Here is a 16,950-nt window from a genome sequence, read left to right as displayed (position 1 = left end):
GTTACACAAGAAGGCGGAGACACAATAGTCACAATAAATTGATTTACTGCTGTTTATGCGTTAATATTTTTCGCCTAATATAGTTAAAAAAACTACATATTTATATGATGAAAATCAGGTTAGCCGTAATTTTTCAGCTAAAATTTACCCACAAAAAAACCCGACAAATTGAAACTTGTCGGGTCTATAATTTTAAAATGAGAGATTACATCAAACTCAAAATTTCTTTTTTGAAAGCGTCGTATTCGCCCTGTAAAATCAATCCGTTGTCAAGAAGTTTTTTATAGTTTTGAAGTTTGGCAAAAAGTTCGTCTTGGGTCAAGTCGCTTGAAATTTTCTCGGCTGAAGCAGCCGTGTTTTCCACAACAGGTTCAGCATAATTGGAAACTACAGGCATAATTTCGGCATAATTGACCACTTCTTCCGTTTCGACTTCTTCCACGATTTCTTCGGGAATATATTCTGGAATTTGGGTTTTTACTTCTTCTGATACAACGGGGTTTTTCAACAAATCCAATTGTTCTTTGGCGTAAGTAGAAATTTTTCTGGCCTGAATTTTCGGAATATAATCAATAGAAACCTGAATCTGTGTTTTGGTCGAAAACGAAAATTCCGAACCTAAAATATTTTCTTTCATGAAAGTTCCTTCAATTTCGTCCCAAGTAAAATCGGTGAAATTCATCGAAAGCCCCATATTTTTGGGCTGACAAATGATGATTCTTTTATTGGTTACCACAATACTGTCTGGAAAAACGGTAATAGCTGGTTTTTTTTGAACGGCGATATAGCCAATTTCTTCGTTTTTCATCAATAAATCATTCAGTTTTGAAGTGATTTTTTCGATGGCTTTAGGGTCTTGTTCCTCGTTCAGGAATTTTTTTATATTGTCAATCATAGTGTTTTATTTGAAAGTGTTCTGAAATGTTTCGCAAAAGTAATGCCTAATTTTCTAATTGAAGAATTTCGCTTTGGTTTTTTTTGGTTAAACTTTTGAAAACCAATTGGTATGAATCATCAATCAATTCCTTCACCAATTTATCCGAAACATCGCTGTTGATCGCAACGGTGTTCCAATGTACTTTGCTCATGTGAAACGCCGGCTGGATATCGTCATATTGGGCTCGCAATTCCTGTGCATAATCGGGATTGCACTTCAAATTTACTTTGGGTGCGCCATTTTCCCATTGCAATAAAGAAGACAAAGCAAACATTTTTCCGCCCACTTTAAACACCAAAGTGTCTTTGTCAAACGGAAAATGTTCGGTTACACCTTTCTTGGACAGACAATATTCGTAGTAGGTTTCTAAATTCATAATGTTACTTTTTCCATCATTTTTTCTGGGTGTGCCAATGCCTTAAAACCGAATTTCTCGTATAAATAATGAGCATCCGATGTGGCCAATCGCCATATTTTAACCTCTTTTAAAACTGGTTCGTTCATCATCGCCGAAATTAAAATAGACGAATAGCCGTTTCCTCTATGTTCTTCGGCAATAAAAACATCCATCAAATAGGCAAAAACCACATAATCCGTAATCACTCTGGCAAAGCCTATTTGAACATCATCCAAATAAACTCCGAAACAAACCGAACTGTTAATCGTGGTTTGCACTTCATCGATAGTTCTTCCTGCCGCCCAATAAATATCTTTCAAAAAATCTTGAATAAAAGGAACGTTGAGTTTTGTTTTATCTGTTGAAACGGTTATCATACTTTTTTATTTTAAATCTAAATAAAACAAATCGCTGGCAATTCCGTCGGTTAAGAATTTTCCTTTTGGAGTAGGTTTTAGGATTTTATTTTCTGCTGAAAGCAAGTCATCATTTATAAATTTCTGGGATTGTTTTTGCAAATAGTCTAAATATTCGCTTCCAAATTCTTGCTCGATTCTATCCAAGGAAACGCCCCAAATGGTTCGCAAACCCGTCATTATATATTCGTTGTAACGGTCGGACTTGGACAAAATTTCAATTTCGTTGGGCAATTTATTTTCTTCCAATGATTTCAAATAAATGGAATTATTCGAAACATTCCAACTTCTGGAAATGCCGTCATAACTATGCGCCGAAGGACCAATTCCAATATATTTTTTTCCCAACCAATAAGCCGAATTGTTCTTCGAAAAATAATTTTCTTTCCCGAAATTCGACAACTCATAATGTACAAACCCATTCGCTTCAAGCGTTTCGACCAAAATCTGAAAATGTGCTTCGGCAACTTCGTCTTTGGGTTGGGCAATTTTTCCGGTTTGGATCAGTTTATTCAAAGCCGTTTTGGGTTCGACCGTCAAGGCATAACTCGAAATGTGCGGAATGCCGAAAGACAAAGCAGTTTCGATATTTTGTTTCCACTTTTCGTTGCTCATTCCAGGAATTCCATAAATCAAGTCGAGAGAAATATTGTCGAAATATTTTGTCGCTTCTTCCAAACATTTTTGGGCTTCCGCCGAATTGTGGGCGCGATTCATCATCGTTAAATCGTCTTCAAAAAAAGATTGAATCCCTATGCTTAATCGGTTGATTGGAGTTTTCGACAATTCGATTATTCTCTCGTTCGATAAATCATCGGGATTGGCTTCGAGTGTAATTTCAGGGTTGTCAGCAACTATAAAATTTTTATAAACAGCATCAATCAAAAATTGAATTTCGTCCGTTTTCAAAACACTTGGAGTGCCACCGCCGAAATATATCGTCTCAACAATTTCATCTTTGAACTCACTTTTGCGTATTTGAATTTCTTTGGCCAAAGCCAAAACCATCTCGCCTTTCTTCTTCATCGAAGTCGAAAAATGGAAGTCGCAGTAATGACAAGCCTGCTTGCAAAAAGGGATGTGGATGTAGATTCCTGACATAATTTAGTGTTCAGTCGCAGTCGCAGTTTCCAGCCACCGAGACTGAAAACTGAGACTGAAAACTATTTCTTAACTCGATTTTCATTATTTTTCACAAAAGCATCCCAACCCGAGTAACTTTTCTCGCCAACCACTTTTCCGGAATTGAAAAAATGACAAACTGCGGCGGCCAAACCATCTGTGGAATCGAGATTTTTGGGTAATGTTTTTAGTCCGAGAAGTTGCTGCAACATTTTGGCCACCTGTTCCTTGCTGGCGTTTCCGTTGCCGGTGATGGCCATTTTTATTTTCTTGGGTTCGTATTCGGTGATGGGAATATCTCTCGAAAGTCCCGCCGCCATTGCCACACCTTGTGCTCTCCCCAATTTCAACATCGATTGCACGTTCTTTCCGAAGAAAGGTGCTTCAATGGCAATTTCGTCCGGATTGTGGGTATCAATGAGTTCGATGGTGCGTTCAAAAATGATTTTTAGTTTCTGGTAATGGTTGTCGTATTTAGACAATTGCAGTTCGTTGAGTTGCAAGAATTCCATTTTCTTGTTGACAACTTTTATCAATCCAAAACCCATAATTGTGGTTCCAGGATCAATTCCCAATATGATGCGTTCGTTTGCCATAATTATTTAGCCAGTGCAGTAGCGTTAGCTTTTCATTCAATTTCTAATGCTGTTTTATTCTCATACAAATCTAATTCTTTTGTGGCAGTTCCTCCAATAATTATTTTAAGACTATTTGTGAAGATTTCTAAAGAAAAATAGTCACTAATTTTAAATTTCAGCACAGGACAGGACAGCATAGGATGGATTAGTTTGGAAAAAGAATTATATTGCCCTGTCATTTCTGTAATTCAGCCAATTAAAAAATTAAACTGCCGAGATACTTCTTTCAATTCTTATGAGAACTAAAAAAACACTTATTCAGATTTTTGGAAATCTATTACTTTTATTTCCGCTTCTTTTAATAAGCCAAGAAAAAGGAACTTCACCATTGGTTCGCAAAATCCATTATGCTCCAGAAGGAAATAGTTTTGTCTTGAAAAACGGTACTCGAAAATTCAACCGGGCACTTTATGGAACCAACACGGCTTTCAGGGTTGAAACAGGGGATTTGCCAGAATTTGCACTATATATGCCTGGAATGGGTGGAAATTTCAAACTGGGAATCCAAAAAGGTGACAAAAGCAAATGGATTACCGAAGCCAAAATCATCGATACCCGATACACTTTGGGCATTATGTATTACAAAATCCAAGATCCCATTTTAGGAAATGGCGAACTGCTTTTGGAAGTAATCGCATTAAAAAACACAGAAGGGTTTGCCTTAAAAGTCATTGGCAACAATATGCCGAAAGACGTTTCCTTGATTTGGGCTTTTGGCGGTGCGAGTGGCAAAAAATTCAGTCGTGATGGCGATATTGGTGCCGATCCTGAATCGGTGTTTTATCTGCAACCTAATTATTGTATCAATAATAAATTTATGGTACAAAAGGAATCTTTCTTCTTGGAATACGGTTCTGAAATTAACAAACAAAAAACGGGAAACAACAAGAACTTAATTGGTTTTTATCCAAAATCGGAAATCCATTTGGCGAATGCCAACAAACAAAATTCGCCTACGGAATTGTATCGTTCCAAACCAGATTCCTTAACTGTAATTACTGGAAAAATAAATTCGATTCCTAAAAACGGTTTATTTTGGATGATAGAAACCGATGCCAAAACCAAGCTCAAAAATCAAAAAGAATTGGCTGACGTTTTTGAAAATTCCGTTCGAGAAACCCAACTTTTGGCCAATCGCGTTAAAGTAGTAACTCCCGATCCATACATCAATACTTTGGGCTCAGCCTTATCCATTGCAGCGGACGGAATTTGGGAAAGTCCCGCTTATTTGCACGGCGCCATCGCTTGGCGAATGTATTTGAATGCTTGGCGAGGTGCCTACACTGCAGATCCTTTGGGTTGGCACGACAGGGCAAAAACCCATTTTACGAGTTACAGTCATTCGCAAGTTACGGAACCTTTGAGCGGTCCAGTCACTCCTGACGTTAGCCGAAATTTAGCCCGTGAAAAAGAAGAAATGGGAACGGCATTGTTCACTAGCGGTTACATTTCTCGAAATCCAAACAACAATACCAAAGCCCATCATTATGATATGAATTTGGTTTTTTTCGACCAAATGTTGCGTCATTTTAAATGGACTGGCGATACTACTTTTATGAAGGAAATGTGGCCTGTAATTCAAAGACATTTGGCTTGGGAAAAAAGAAATTTCGACACCAACAACGATGGATTGTATGATGCTTATGCTGCCATTTGGGCGAGTGATGCCTTGCAATACAGTGGAGGTGCGGTAACCCATTCTTCGGCTTATAATTTTTATGCGAACAAAGAAGTGGCGGCTGTTGCAAAATTTTTAAATGTGGATAATTCGCCTTTTTTGAACGAATCCAAAACCATTTCTGATGCTGCCAATGCCCAACTTTGGTTGCCTAAAAAAGGTGTTTTTGCAGAATACAAAGATGGTCTTGGTAATCAATTGGTACATGATTCACCGGGAGTTTGGAGCATTTACCACACCATCGATTCGGAATTGTCGAATCCGTTTCAATCCTATCAAATGCTTAATTATGTGGACACCAAAATTCCCCACATTCCAATTGCTGCTGAAGGATTGGACAAAAAAGATTTGTATGTGATCAGCACCACCAATTGGCAACCTTACGATTGGTCGATTAACAATGTGGCACTTGGCGAACAATTACACACTGCGTTGGCTTTTTGGCAAGGCGGACAATCCGAAACAGCTTTCAAAATGTGGGAAAGTGCCTTGGTGGGAAGTATGTATTTGGGTGCTTCGCCGGGTGGATTTGAGCAACTTTCGTTTTATGATGCGATGCGTGGGGAACTCTACCGTGATTTTGCCGACCCGATTGGAATGACGGCACGAACCTTAGTCGAAGGCCTTTTTGGAATTCAACCCAATGCGCTTGAAAACAGCTTGACCATTCGTCCCGGATTTCCAGCGAAATGGGATACTGCGGCTATAGAAATTCCCGATGTTTCCTTTTCGTTTAACAGAAATAACAACACCGATTCTTATCAAATTAAACCCAATTTCACAACAAAAATGGATTTTAAATTGGTTGTAAATATTCCTTTCGACAACATAAAAACGGTTACTATCAACGGAGAAAAAGCGATCTGGAAAACCAATTCAGATGCTGTTGGAAATCCTCAACTTATTGTCGAAAGTCCGTTTAAAGATAATTACAACATAGACATTACTTGGGATGGCGAAAAGTTGGAACAACTTAAAATTGAAAAATCCTATTGCATAGGCGGAAGCATTCATTTGGAAACTACAAAAGCCAAAATTCTTGAAGTTTACGATCCACAAACTGCTTTAGGCGAAATTTCGAAAACAAATTCCGTGTTAAAAGCCAATTTTAAAGCAAAAGAGAACGCCACATTTTTCATAAAATTACAGCAAGGAAATACAACTTGGTGGAGTCCCATCAACTTGGTTGTAAAACCAGAAATCGAAGCAATAACCAACCGAACAGAAAACAACAACTTGCTTTTTGTTGTAAAAAACAACAGTCAAAAAAACATTGAAGGCAACTTGATTTTCAATTCTTTTGGGGCGGCAATTTTGCAAAAAGTTAGTTTAAATAAAGATTCAGAAACGACTATTTCCATTCCTTTAGAGAATTTGATTTCGGGAACGAATGCTTTGGTTTTAAAAACTATCGAAGGAAAAACATTTCCGATTTCTTTTACCAATTGGGACATTGCTTTACCCAAAAAAACAAAACTGGAAACGGTTTCGCTGACCGAGAATTTCAATTCCAAAGTGGCGGATATTTTTAATCTAGAATACCTTTCGCCTAGACCCAAATCGCCAACTTTGCAATTGCCAAAACAAGGAATCGGGAATTGGTGTTATCCTAATTTAGATGTAAGAATCGATGATTCTGGCTTGCGCCAAAATGCTAAAAACAACAACCAAATTAGCAGTCCTCAAGGCATTTTGTTTCAAACGCCTTCGGATTCTAGTTCTAAAAATATTGCGTTTACTTCAATGTGGGATAATTTTCCGGACAGTATTTCCATTCCCCTTTCGGGCAAAGCATCACACCTGTATTTAATGATGGCGGGAACCACCAACCCAATGCAAAGCCGAATGGTAAATGGAGAAGTAGTCGTTAATTATACCGATGGAACCTCGGAAGTTTTACAACTTAAAAACCCCGAAAATTGGTGGCCGATAGAACAAGATTATTTTACAAACGGTCTGGCTTTCACGACCGATGCGCCAAAACCGCCAAGAGTTTATCTAAAATCGGGAACGATTTCCAGAACTTTTAAAGACTTTAGTAGCATAAAAGGATTCAGTAGTTATGCTGTTGATGGCGGTGCAGCTACCATTTTAGATTTACCTTTAAATATAAATAAAACATTAAAAAATCTCACTTTAAAATCTATTACCAATGACGTGGTGATTGGGTTGATGAGTGCGACTTTGGTTCGATAAAATAAATTCAATGACAATAGCAATTTCAATGGCAATAACAATCAATACTAATAAAAATTATACCTTTCTATAAATTAACAACTGATGAAAAAAAACCTGCTACTTACCGCTTTCCTATTCTCCATCGCAATGATAGGACAGCAAAAAATCGACCGAAAAGCATTGGTCAGTCGTCATAATGTGAAAGTTTCCGCAATCGACACCTTGGCTTCTTTGTCTGTTGGAAACGGAGCTTTCGCTTTTACCGTTGATGCAACTGGATTGCAAACTTTCCCTGAAAAATATCAAAAAGGAGTTCCGTTGGGAACGCAATCCGAATGGGGCTGGGATAGTTATCCGAATACCAATAAGTACAAATTTTCGGAAACTTTGAAAGACTACAATCAATACGGAAGAACGATTACGTATAGTGTTCAAGAAAAAGCAACCCCACGAAAAAACGAAGCCGTAAACTGGTTTCGACAAAATTCGCATTTATTGCAATTGGGAAATCTGGGATTTGAAATCACCAAAAAAAACGGGACTTTGGCGAAGGCCGAAGACATCGAATCTATTGATCAAACTTTGAACCTTTGGACTGGTGAAATAGAAAGTTCGTTCAAAGTGGAAGGGGTTGCCGTTAAAGTGAAAACACTTTCGCACCAAGAAAAAGATGCTATTGGAGTAAAAGTCGAATCGGATTTGTTGCAACAAGGACGATTGAAAATTCGATTAAAAATTCCGTTCCCAACTGGCGAATGGTCCGATTTTGGAACCAAATGGGAAGGATCCCAAAATTACAAAAGTGACATTAGAAAAAATGGCAAGACATCGGCCGTTGTTACCCACGTGATGGACAGTATTTCGTATGACATTAATCTAAAATGGAAAGGAAATGCCGTTTTCAAGAAAAAGGCAAACCACTATTTCTTGGTGGAACCTTCCAAAACAAATACGCTCGAATTGAGTTGTTTGTTTGTAATAACTCCAGAAAAAGGAGCTGCAATTCCAGCATTTAGTGACATCGAAAAAAGCAGTATTTCAGGTTGGAAAAAATTCTGGGAAAGTGGCGCAGCTGTTGATTTTTCGGGAAGTACTGACCCAAGAGCCAACGAATTGGAACGAAGAGTTATTCTTTCGCAATATCTTACTAAAATTCAATGTACGGGTAAAAATCCACCGCAAGAAACAGGTTTGACGTATAACAGTTGGTACGGAAAACCCCATTTGGAAATGCACTGGTGGCACGGAGTTCATTTTGCACTTTGGGGAAGACCTGAATTATTGGAAAAAAGTATGCCTTGGTACCAAAACGCATTCGATAAAGCTAAAAAACTAGCCGAAAGACAGGGATTCAAAGGCGCAAGATGGCAAAAAATGACCGATGTGGAAGGCAATGAAAGTCCTTCGTCGATTGGTGCCTTTTTGATTTGGCAACAGCCGCATTTCATCACCTATGCAGAATTATTGTATCGCGATTCGCCTACTCCGGCAACCTTGGAAAAATACAAAGAACGCGTTTTCGCCACTGCCGATTTTATGGCTTCGTTCGCTCATTATGATGCCGAAAAAAAGAGATATATGTTAGGACCTGGCGTAATTCCGGCGCAAGAACGTTTCAAGGCGATGCAAACATTTAATCCAACCTACGAATTGGCGTATTGGGATTGGGCATTGAACACCGCTTTGGCTTGGAAAAAAAGATTGAACGAGCCAGCTCCAAAAGAATGGCAGGATGTTTTGAACAAATTATCGCCATTGCCAGTTGCCGACAACGTGTATTTGGCTACCGAAAGTGCCAAGGATTCGTATACCAATCCCGAATTCAAAACCGACCATCCATCCGTTTTGGGAACTTTTGGAATGTTGCCGGAAACGACTCTTTTGGACAAGAAAATTATGAAAAACACCTTTGATTTAGTTTGGAATACTTGGTCTTGGGACAAAACTTGGGGTTGGGATTTCCCGATGACGGCGATGAGTGCTGCTCGTTTGCAAATGCCCGAGAAAGCCATCGACGCCTTGTTTATGAATGTAGTGACCAATACCTATTTGAAAAACGGACACAATTATCAATCGGAAAGATTGACTTTGTACTTGCCTGGCAATGGAGGTTTATTGACCACTGTTGCGATGATGTGCGCCGGTTGGGATGGAACAACAGAAAACAATCCAGGTTTTCCAAAAGACGGAACTTGGAACGTGCAATGGGAAGGATTTAAACCAATGTTTTAATCTTAAATACAATAAATCATAAACTGTTCTAATACAAAATTGACTTATTCGAAACCAATTGAATAAGTCAATTTTAATATAAGCTTAAACCATTTATAGAATTTTAAGTCATAAGTAGCAATACCTATCTAACAGAAAATTATCAGAAAAACCACTATGATACCACAAACAAAAAAACTTCTTTTACTCCTTATTTTAATTAATTTCTCAAGTTCGTTATTTTTTGGACAACGCCAAATGGAAACTTTAGACCGAGGAGTTATTGCTGTTAAAGAGAATGGTCATTTTTATATTGGATGGCGTGTTTTGGGAACGGATCCAGATAATTTAGCTTTTAATTTGTATCGAAAAAGCGGCAATGAGAAAGCGGTTAAAATTAATGACCAAATCATTACGGGAGCCACAAATTTTATTGATGCTAAAGCAAATGTTCAAGAGAATAATACTTGGTTTGTAAAAACGGTTTTGAATGGGGTTGAGGAAGAAGCGCCAGGAAGTTTTACGATTGCTTCAGAAAGCACTGACAAACAATATTTGTCCATTCCCATAAAACAAAGAGAAGGTTATATCCCAAACGATGTTTCGACAGGCGATTTGGATGGTGATGGTCAATATGATTTACTAGTTCATATGACAAGAAACGGTAAAGATAATTCTTTTAAAGGGCTAACAGATCCACCGATATTTCAAGCCTATTCATTAGACGGGAAATTTTTATGGGAAATAAATCTGGGCAAGAACATTCGAGAAGGGGCACATTATACCCAATTTATGGTCTATGATTTAGACGGTGATGGTTTTGCTGAATTGGTTTGCAAAACCGCCGATGGCACTACCGATAGCGAAAACAATGTGATTGGCGATGCTTCGAAAGATTGGCGAGATACCAATCCCAAATCACCTACTTATGGTAAAATTTTGCAAGGGCCTGAATATCTTTCCGTTTTTGATGGTAGAACTGGTAAAGTAATCACCACAACAGATTATATTTCCGAAAGAGGCAATATTGGCGCTTGGGGAGGAAAAGGAGGCAACGGAAAAAATGACAATACAGGAAACAGGGTGGATCGTTTCACGGCTTGCATCGCTTATTTAGACGGGATTCATCCGAGTGTGGTGATGTGCAGAGGATATTATGGAAAAACTGTATTGGCTGCTTGGGATTTCAAAGATAAAAAACTAACCTCACGATGGGTATTCGACACTAAAAACGGTAATAATCCTTTTTCTGGAATGGGAAATCATGGGCTTTCGGTTGCAGACGTTGATAACGATGGAAAAGATGAAATTGTTTTTGGTTCGATGGTAGTTGATGATGATGGCAAAGGATTGTACACCACTGGATTTAGGCATGGCGATGCGTTGCATGTTTCCGATCTTGATCCTGACGTTCCAGGATTAGAAGTTTTTGGTGTACACGAAATCGAAGAAGGAACTAAAGGCCCTGGCGTAGCTTTGTTTTCTGCTGCGACAGGAAAGGTTTTATTTACTGATGCACTGGATGCAGATGTGGGTCGTGGTGTTGCCGATAATATTGATGCAACAAGAAAAGGAGCTCAAATGTGGTGGTCTGGCTCTCGTTTTTTATATGACATAAAAGGAAATAAAATAGGCGACGCACCAAGATCAGCCAATTTTTTAATTTATTGGGATGAAGACACTTCTAGAGAACTCCTCAATTCTAATTATATTGATAAATATGTAAAAGGGAGATTGTTTACGGCAGATGGAGCAGTGTCTAATAATGGAACCAAATCAACACCGGCATTATCGGCAGATATTCTTGGAGATTGGAGGGAAGAACTCATCCTTAGAAGTGCCGACAATAAAGAATTACGTATTTATTCAACTACAATCCCAACAACTACAAGACAATATACATTAATGCACGATCCCCAATACCGATTGAGCATCGCTTGGCAAAATGTGGGCTACAATCAACCACCACACACTAGTTTTTATATGGGAAAAGAGATGAAACCAGCTCCAAAGCCTAACATTGAACTGGTTCCTTTGCCAATAGCTTTTAAAAAATAAACAGCTTTAAATCAATTGGTTAATTAGCAATTAATCTAAATGGAATTTCTGTTTCGAACACTAAAGAATTCTATTGAAATTAGAAATCTTGGAAGTATTTTTTACATTAAATAATAGATATCAAATATATTTTCATAATATTGTGCAATCGATTACAATTCGGTATAGTTTTTGTAAATAAAGTTTGTAATTTATTAACTAACAACCATTAACCACAATTTCATGAATCAGCTTAAAAAATTAACCCTTTTTGTCGGCATCCTTTTTTTATCAGCCTGCAGTAGCGATAAAAGCATTGCAGACGAACAAGTAAAATCTATTGCCATCCTGAATGCAACAGCCATTTCAGATGGACTTGCAAAACAATTATCAGTCACGGTACTTCCTAGCACTGCAGCAAACAAAGCCGTTACTTGGTCTGTTTCGGATGCAACCATAGCAGTAATTTCGGAATCGGGACTTTTGACTCCCTTAAAAAATGGCACAGTAACAGTAACCGCCACGGCAAAAGACGGATCGGGAATTTCAAAACAAACCACAATTACCATAACAGGAGTAACAGGACCAGTTATTCTAGCCACAAGTGTAACTGTTGGAGGAACAAATAGTACGAACGGTCAACCGCAACAACTTACTTTAGCGGTATTGCCAGCAGATGCAACCAACAAAACAGTTACTTGGTCGGCCTCATCAGCTATCGCAACTATCTCGGCCGATGGAATTTTGACCCCAAAATTGAACGGTACGGTTACCATTTATGCCACGGCAAATGACGGCAGTGGAAAAGTGGGGCAAATCACCCTTGCCATTTCCGGAGTAACAACCGTGTATGCAACCAAAGTAAGATCAGAAAGCATCTTGATTTGGCAAAGAAGCAATGGTGGATGGGGAAAAGCAGTTCCTGATTTATCACAATATGACAGAGAACAAACCAGTACAGAAAAAGCAACTGCAGCAAGCACTAAAAACAGCACTGACACCACTATAGACAACGGCCACGTAACTACAGAACTTAGATATTTACTCGCCGATTACAAGGCTACCAACAACCCCAATTATTTAGTGGCAGCAGAAAAAGCCATTGACTATTTATTTTTGGCACAATATGCCAATGGTGGATGGCCGCAATATTATCCAGACAAAAGTGGATACAGACATCAAATTACCTACAATGACGATGCTATTGTTAAAGTAATGAACGTAATGTGGGACATTTCAAAAAGCAAAAATAATTTAGAATTGGTTAATCCATCCTACAAAAGCAAGGCAGTTACAGCTTTCAACAAAGGAATTGACATTATATTGAAAACACAAATCACATCTCCTGCCGGCAAAAAAACAGCTTGGTGTGCACAACATGATGAAGTAACTTTATTGCCAGCATTGGCTAGAGCTTACGAATTACCTTCATTAAGCGGATCAGAATCAGTAGGCATTACAAGAACTTTAATGATGGTTGAAAACCCTTCAGCTGAAGTAAAACAAGCGATAAAAGATGCCGTAGATTGGTTTAATGCAGCAAAAATCGTTGGATATACAACCCAAAAAGTTACTTTAGCAGGTAGTCCTGATGGTTTTGATGTTGTAGTTGTTCCTGCTGCAGGAAATATAATGTGGGCTAGATTTTACGATTTGAGTACAGGACTTCCTTTTTTCTGCGGAAGAGATGGAATCAAGAAAGCTACCTTAGCCGAAATTGAAATCGAAAGAAGATCTGGATATTCTTGGTATGGCAATTGGCCTGCAGGTTTAATCAGTACTGAATACAATGCTTGGAAAACTAAAAACGGATTATAAAATAGTTTAAAATACTAGTATTAAAACAGCTCGAAGCACATTGTTTCGAGCTGTTTTTTTTATAGCAAATGGACAATAAATCATTAAACACAAATTCCACGAATTATCACGGATTAATTTGTTATTTTGCCAACATGATATCCATTTCTCCCAAAACGAAGCAGTTTCTCTTTTTTATAATCAAAGTATTGATTGTTGGCGGAGCGTTTTATTTTATATACAGCCAGCTCGCCAATAACGACAAGCTGGATTGGCAAAAGTTCCTAGTTTTGTTCCAGAAAAATTATTCCCTTGGCGGAATTGCTTTTCTCTTGTTTTTGAGCGTTTTGAATCGTTTTTTTGAAATTTTGAAATGGCAAAATTTGGTTCTGCATCTCCATAAAATCTCTTTGCCGGAAGCCACCAAACAAGTTCTTGGCGCACTTACAGCGGGATTATTCACGCCAAACGGAGTTGGCGAATATGCCGGCAAAGCCTTGTTTTTCGAAAAATCGAAAGCCAAAAAAATTGTCTTTCTGAATTTGATTTGCAATGGAATCCAGATGATTTTGTCAGTGATTTTTGGAATATTTGGCTTATTGTATTTCAATGCCAATTATAACATCATCACTCCAAAAACAATTTTAATCCTGTTTGGAATCTGTTTTTTGCTTTGTGGAATTTTATTTGTTTCAAAAAAAATAAATATCAAAGGCTATTCCATCGAAAAACTGATTCACAAAATCAACGAAATTCCGAAATCCATTCACCAAAAAAATATTGTTTTGGCCATTTGTCGCTACTTGGTTTTTTCGCACCAATATTATTTCTTGTTTCTGGCTTTTGATGTCAATCTGCCCTATTTCACTTTGATGGCAACCATTGCAAGCGTTTATTTTTTGGCTTCCTCCTTACCTACTTTCCAGTTTTTGGACTTTGCCGTAAAAGGAAGTGTTGCTGTTTATTTCTTCGGAATGCTGGGCGTCAACGAATGGATTGTGGTTTTCATCAGCACCTTGATGTGGTTTTTGAATGTGGTTTTACCCGTTCTCATTGGCAGTTATTACGTGATGAATTTCAAAATCCTCACCCCGACCCTCTCCAAGGGAGAGGGAGACGAAACTAAATAAATGATGATTACAATTGTTTTATACTTCATAATCCCCTGTTATTGCTTGACAATAATTGCCTTGATATATGGATTTACCAAAGTCAATTCCTTTGATTATCTTGGGCTGGAGCCAAAAACAAAATTCTCGATTGTGGTTCCTTTTCGAAATGAAGCCGAGAATCTTCCCAAGCTTTTGAATAGCTTTTCGAAATTAAATTATCCTGCCGATTTATTTGAAGTTATTTTGGTTGATGATGATTCAGAAGCAGTGTTCAGTTTTCAGTGTTCGGTGTTCAGTGTTCAAATAATAAAGAATATTCGGGTTTCGAATTCTCCAAAGAAAGACGCTATTTCAACAGCAATTCGAGTCGTAAAAAACGATTGGGTTATCACGACCGATGCGGATTGCGTGGTCAACGAAAACTGGCTTTCGGCATTGGATAATCACATTCAATTGCACAAGGTTTCGATGATTGCCGGAGCGGTGACTTATCATTGCGAAAATTCCTTTTTGCATCATTTCCAGCAATTGGATTTGGCCAGTTTGCAAGGCGCAACGATAGGAAGTTTTGGATTGCGAAAGGGTTTTATGTGTAATGGTGCTAATTTTGCGTACACCAAATCATTTTTTCAAGACTTAAATGGTTTCGACGGGAATGACGGCATTGCCAGCGGTGACGACGTTTTTTTGCTGCAAAAAGCCATTGCCAGATTCCCCGAAAAAGTCCACTATTTGAAATCTAGAAACAATATCGTCATCACCAAACCAGTGAACGACTGGAAATCCTTGTTCCATCAAAGAGTGCGTTGGGCTTCGAAAACGGGGTCTTATCAAAGCAAGTTTGGAATTGGTTTGGGATTGATTGTTTTTGGAGGGAATGTCAGTTTGTGGTTTGTGGCTTGTTGTTTATTGTTTGGAAAAGGAAACTTTTTTTTAATGTGTTTTTTGCTGTTGGCTAAGTTTTCAGTTGACTTTGTTTTAATCAACAAAACAAACGTATTCTTAAAAAACAAAACGCAATTCTTTTTAACAAGCAGCTTACTGTACCCTTTTTTCAGCGTCATTGTGGCATTATATTCCTTGTTTGGGAAATATGAATGGAAAGGGCGACGCTTTTAGAGATTCTGAATCCTAGCCCAGATAGAAACGGCATCCTTTTTCTTTTTTCTTTAAAAAGAAAAAGATATAGTGGACAGCTGGACACGAGCAAAGCAAACTAACGAAGTAAATAGCTCCTCGAAAAACTATTCTACCTTTAGGATAACCGGAAGAATAAATTGTGTTTTTACCGGGATTCCTCGTTTTATGGCTGGATTTATTTTGGGGAATCCAACCAAACGTGCTTTGAGAATACTGTCGATTTTTACGGTATCATAAGCCACGGAATCTTTGGGAAATAGGGGTTCAAATATAAGTCTTGAGTTTGGGCAAACGGTAACTTTTACTTCTATTGTGTCCAATTCTGGATAAAGAATCGACAGGGTGTCAACACTTAATTTTTGCTGGATTAGCTGCGTCATGTATTCGAAAAAGCATTGTTGGCGCAGGGTTTTATCCTCTATTTTTTCGCAACCGGCAACCGACGGAAATTCATCGACTTCTTTCCAATTGATGGCTTTCAATTCCTTTTGCAACAACTCCTTTTCAGAAGGCACTTGCTTGTCGAAATATTGACAGGAACTAAAAAGTTGTGACAAAAAAAATAATATTAGAATAATTTTCCTCATATTCGTTAACGGAACAAATGCTGTTTTAATTTGGTTTAAAAGTACTGCTTTAATTTTCAAAAATACTAAAAAAATATGTTATGGATTTACTGCTCCTGATTATTGGTTTTGCACTTATGGTTCTGGGTATTTTCGGAAGCTTTTTGCCTGTTTTGCCTGGACCAAGTTTGAGTTGGATTGGATTGGTATTGCTTTATTTCACGAATGCCGTCCCTGCCAATTATTGGATTCTGGGAATTAGCTTCTTGATTACTGCGGCAATTACGGTCTTGGATTATGTGATTCCGGCCAAGGGAACCCAGAAATTTGGAGGAAGTTCTTATGGTATTTGGGGGACCAACATTGGTTTGATAGTGGGAATTTTTGCTCCCATCCCATTCGGATTTATTATCGGCCCTTTTATTGGCGCTTTTGTCGGCGAACTTATTTACGACAACAAAGACCATCACCGCGCATTCAAGGCTGCCACAGGCTCCTTTATAGGTTTTCTGGCTGGCACTTTTATGAAGTTTGTAATCTGCATGATATATTTGGGAATGTTCTTTTGGATTGCTTGGGAATATAAATCCGAATTGTTTTAAAAAACAGAACCAAGCTTAAAATCAAAAAAGCTGTCCACAAAGTGGAAAGCTTTTCATTGGTCTAACTACTAAACCGGCCACGCTTTACAAGGGCGTGACGAAAACAACACAACTATTTT

The 16,950-nt window shown here is 38.1% G+C and carries 13 protein-coding genes; 7 read left to right on the top strand and 6 right to left on the bottom strand.

The window, feature by feature from the left end; all coding sequences use genetic code 11:
• Nucleotides 1-205: 205 nt before the first annotated feature.
• From OZP13_RS17475 to ruvC, 5 genes are all read right to left on the bottom strand, one after another.
• Entirely contained in the window at nt 206-895 is a 690-nt protein-coding gene (locus tag OZP13_RS17475; RefSeq protein WP_281298033.1) for a PH domain-containing protein, read from the bottom strand.
• 46 nt (nt 896-941) lie between these two features.
• Nucleotides 942-1,313, bottom strand: coding sequence for an MmcQ/YjbR family DNA-binding protein (locus tag OZP13_RS17470; protein ID WP_281298032.1), 372 nt, complete (start codon nt 1,311-1,313; stop codon nt 942-944).
• Nucleotides 1,310-1,711, bottom strand: coding sequence for a GNAT family N-acetyltransferase (locus OZP13_RS17465; protein ID WP_269241384.1), 402 nt, complete (start codon nt 1,709-1,711; stop codon nt 1,310-1,312). Before OZP13_RS17465 ends, OZP13_RS17470 begins: the two co-directional genes overlap by 4 nt.
• 6 nt (nt 1,712-1,717) lie before the next feature.
• The gene (gene hemW / locus OZP13_RS17460; protein ID WP_281298031.1) at nt 1,718-2,851 is read right to left on the bottom strand and encodes a radical SAM family heme chaperone HemW; all 1,134 of its coding nucleotides are present in this window, start codon (nt 2,849-2,851) and stop codon (nt 1,718-1,720) included.
• 62 nt (nt 2,852-2,913) lie between these two features.
• A complete protein-coding gene (ruvC, locus tag OZP13_RS17455; protein ID WP_269241383.1) occupies nt 2,914-3,468 on the bottom strand; it encodes a crossover junction endodeoxyribonuclease RuvC in 555 nt (184 codons plus the stop codon).
• Nucleotides 3,469-3,745: 277 nt separating this feature from the next.
• Between ruvC and OZP13_RS17450 the strand changes: the two genes are divergently transcribed.
• From OZP13_RS17450 to OZP13_RS17425, 6 genes are all read left to right on the top strand, one after another.
• Nucleotides 3,746-7,384 carry a DUF4450 domain-containing protein gene (locus OZP13_RS17450; protein ID WP_281298030.1) on the top strand — a complete coding sequence of 1,213 codons (3,639 nt, stop codon included), beginning with the start codon at nt 3,746-3,748 and terminating at the stop codon, nt 7,382-7,384.
• A gap of 84 nt (nt 7,385-7,468) precedes the next feature.
• Complete coding sequence (locus OZP13_RS17445; protein ID WP_281298029.1) at nt 7,469-9,598, top strand: hypothetical protein; 2,130 nt, start codon at nt 7,469-7,471, stop codon at nt 9,596-9,598.
• 237 nt (nt 9,599-9,835) lie between these two features.
• Nucleotides 9,836-11,635 carry a rhamnogalacturonan lyase gene (locus OZP13_RS17440; RefSeq protein WP_281298028.1) on the top strand — a complete coding sequence of 600 codons (1,800 nt, stop codon included), beginning with the start codon at nt 9,836-9,838 and terminating at the stop codon, nt 11,633-11,635.
• Nucleotides 11,636-11,857: 222 nt separating this feature from the next.
• Nucleotides 11,858-13,432, top strand: coding sequence for a pectate lyase (gene pelA / locus OZP13_RS17435; RefSeq protein ID WP_281298027.1), 1,575 nt, complete (start codon nt 11,858-11,860; stop codon nt 13,430-13,432).
• Between the two features lie 134 nt (nt 13,433-13,566).
• Entirely contained in the window at nt 13,567-14,541 is a 975-nt protein-coding gene (locus OZP13_RS17430; RefSeq protein ID WP_281299460.1) for a lysylphosphatidylglycerol synthase transmembrane domain-containing protein, read from the top strand.
• A 3-nt stretch (nt 14,542-14,544) separates the two neighbouring features.
• Complete coding sequence (locus OZP13_RS17425) at nt 14,545-15,642, top strand: glycosyltransferase family 2 protein (protein ID WP_432419480.1); 1,098 nt, start codon at nt 14,545-14,547, stop codon at nt 15,640-15,642.
• 125 nt (nt 15,643-15,767) lie between these two features.
• On the opposite strand, the gene OZP13_RS17420 is transcribed toward OZP13_RS17425, so the two are convergent.
• A complete protein-coding gene (locus tag OZP13_RS17420) occupies nt 15,768-16,250 on the bottom strand; it encodes a hypothetical protein (protein WP_281298025.1) in 483 nt (160 codons plus the stop codon).
• 80 nt (nt 16,251-16,330) lie between these two features.
• Here OZP13_RS17420 and OZP13_RS17415 point away from each other — a divergent pair, with 80 nt between their 5' ends.
• On the top strand, nt 16,331-16,831 hold the full coding sequence (locus tag OZP13_RS17415; RefSeq protein ID WP_281298024.1) for a DUF456 domain-containing protein: 501 nt from the start codon (nt 16,331-16,333) through the stop codon (nt 16,829-16,831).
• The last annotated feature ends 119 nt before the right edge of the window (nt 16,832-16,950 follow it).

The organism is Flavobacterium limnophilum (assembly GCF_027111315.2).
GTDB classification, from domain to species: domain Bacteria; phylum Bacteroidota; class Bacteroidia; order Flavobacteriales; family Flavobacteriaceae; genus Flavobacterium; species Flavobacterium limnophilum.
This window is presented reverse-complemented; position numbering and strand designations above follow the sequence as displayed.

Coding starts and splice junctions, on each gene's coding strand:
- OZP13_RS17475 (WP_281298033.1), bottom strand. CDS start 895: ATGATTGACAATATAAAAAAATTCCTGAACGAGGAACAAGACCCTAAA.
- OZP13_RS17470 (WP_281298032.1), bottom strand. CDS start 1,313: ATGAATTTAGAAACCTACTACGAATATTGTCTGTCCAAGAAAGGTGTA.
- OZP13_RS17465 (WP_269241384.1), bottom strand. CDS start 1,711: ATGATAACCGTTTCAACAGATAAAACAAAACTCAACGTTCCTTTTATT.
- hemW (WP_281298031.1), bottom strand. CDS start 2,851: ATGTCAGGAATCTACATCCACATCCCTTTTTGCAAGCAGGCTTGTCAT.
- ruvC (WP_269241383.1), bottom strand. CDS start 3,468: ATGGCAAACGAACGCATCATATTGGGAATTGATCCTGGAACCACAATT.
- OZP13_RS17450 (WP_281298030.1), top strand. CDS start 3,746: ATGAGAACTAAAAAAACACTTATTCAGATTTTTGGAAATCTATTACTT.
- OZP13_RS17445 (WP_281298029.1), top strand. CDS start 7,469: ATGAAAAAAAACCTGCTACTTACCGCTTTCCTATTCTCCATCGCAATG.
- OZP13_RS17440 (WP_281298028.1), top strand. CDS start 9,836: ATGGAAACTTTAGACCGAGGAGTTATTGCTGTTAAAGAGAATGGTCAT.
- pelA (WP_281298027.1), top strand. CDS start 11,858: ATGAATCAGCTTAAAAAATTAACCCTTTTTGTCGGCATCCTTTTTTTA.
- OZP13_RS17430 (WP_281299460.1), top strand. CDS start 13,567: ATGATATCCATTTCTCCCAAAACGAAGCAGTTTCTCTTTTTTATAATC.
- OZP13_RS17425 (WP_432419480.1), top strand. CDS start 14,545: ATGATTACAATTGTTTTATACTTCATAATCCCCTGTTATTGCTTGACA.
- OZP13_RS17420 (WP_281298025.1), bottom strand. CDS start 16,250: ATGAGGAAAATTATTCTAATATTATTTTTTTTGTCACAACTTTTTAGT.
- OZP13_RS17415 (WP_281298024.1), top strand. CDS start 16,331: ATGGATTTACTGCTCCTGATTATTGGTTTTGCACTTATGGTTCTGGGT.